The following is a 1,699-nucleotide window of genomic DNA, read 5'->3' as shown; positions in this document are numbered from 1 at the left end:
ACCCGGCCTGGGCGATGTCATGGTCGCGCTGCTGGAACAAGAAGCCCATTGCGACTGTAGCCGGCAGCAGCGCGGTGAGCGCCACCAGCAGCAGAATGATCCGCGCGCGGAACCCCAGCTTAATAGCTGGTGAGGTCATGGCGGTGGCAGGATGCCGGGCTTGCGCAAGCGAAGGCGCTGCGCCGCATTCATGTCGTGGTGTAGATCATCAACCAGTATGCGCTCATTGTGGCAGTGCTGGTTGCCTGCTTTCCCATGCCATTGTTGGTATTAGTTCCGCGAAAGTAGAATCGCTGCGGTCGCTGAAGCGGTTGTCGCAAGGACCTCACGACTCCCTAGATATCCCCGACTTAGCGAGCGGCTAAGCCGCCAGCAGGGGAACGATTTTGACCCCCTCTCGCAGCTTGTCTAGGTAATCAGCCCAAGCCTGCATCATGTTCCGTCGTTGGTTCAGGTACTGAGTGCGGTTGTAGGCCCGACCGTTTGCATCTTTCAGGGCATGCGCGAGTTGGGCTTCAATGATCAGCGGGTCGATCTCGAGGCGCTCAGCCAACATGGTGCGCGCCGTTGCTCGAAAGCCGTGCCAAGTGTGAATGTCTGATGAATAGCCCATGGTGATCAGCGCAGTGCGCACGCTGTTTTCAGAAATAGGCCGCTCGTGGCTTCGCTCACCTGGGAACACCATCACGCCGTGCCCGGTGTATCCATGAAGGCCTTTCAGAATCTCTACGGCCTGGCGTGACAGCGGCACCAAGTGCGGGTCGCCAAACTCCTTGCCGTCTTTTCCGCGCTTCATTCGCTCCGCCGGAATGGTCCAAAGAGCCTCTTCCAGATCAATTTCAGACCAGGTCGCTGCGCGCAGCTCACCTGGGCGCTGGAATAGCAGCGGAGCTAGCTGCAGGGCTGCACGCACAATCGGTCCACCTTTGTAAAGTTTGATGGCACGCAGCAGGTCGCCAAACTGGACTGGGTCTGTGATGGCAGCAAAGTGAGTTCCGCGGTAAGGGGTTAGAGCTCCTTTTAGGTCGCCCGTTATGTCTCGGTCCACCCGGCCGGTTGCGACGGCGTACCGCCAGACCTGCCGGCAGAGCATCAAGCCCCGGTCGGCAGTCTCAATGGCGCCGCGCTCCTCGGTCTTGCGCAGCGTCGCGAGAAGTTCGGTCGGGCCGATGTCCCTCATCCGTCGTTCCCCCACCCAGGGAAACAAATCGCGCTCGAGCTGGCGTAGAGACCTGGTCGCGTGCCCTTCGCTCCACAACGGCTTCTGCTTGTTGAACCATTCCAGGGCCACGACCTTAAAGGACTCGCCGCTCGGATTGCCTGCCGTCAACTTAGCGACCTTTCGGGCCTGGACAGGATCGACCCCGATTGCCTTCTGCGCCTTCGCTGCGTCGCGAGCGTTTCGTGCGGCTTTAAGGGACACGTCCGGATAGCTGCCAAAGGCCATCCGCCCCTCTTTTCCGTCGCGCCGGTACTTCCAAAACCAGCGGCGGGACCCGTTCGGCGCAACCTCGAGGTACAGGCCCCCCGAATCAGTAAAGCGGACACGCGCGCGCTCCGGGGGACACTGCGCGTTACGGCATTGAATTTCAGTCAACATGGGGGAACAGAATCCTTGAACACCCGAAAATCGGGTTTTGTTCCCCGCATTGTTCCCCCTTTTGAATCGGGATGTCAATAAATCGTATTGGACGAGTAC

The 1,699-nt window shown here is 59.7% G+C and carries 1 protein-coding gene; it reads right to left on the bottom strand.

The features are described from left to right. Positions 1 to 361: 361 nt before the first annotated feature. On the bottom strand, positions 362 to 1,699 hold a 1,338-nt coding region (locus AC1D1P_RS22615), incomplete at its 5' end, for a tyrosine-type recombinase/integrase (RefSeq protein WP_477674533.1).

This window comes from Polaromonas sp. P1_E1_2, from assembly GCF_056406035.1.
The sequence above is the reverse complement of the archived record's forward strand: the minus strand, read 5'-3'. Positions and strand labels throughout refer to the sequence as shown.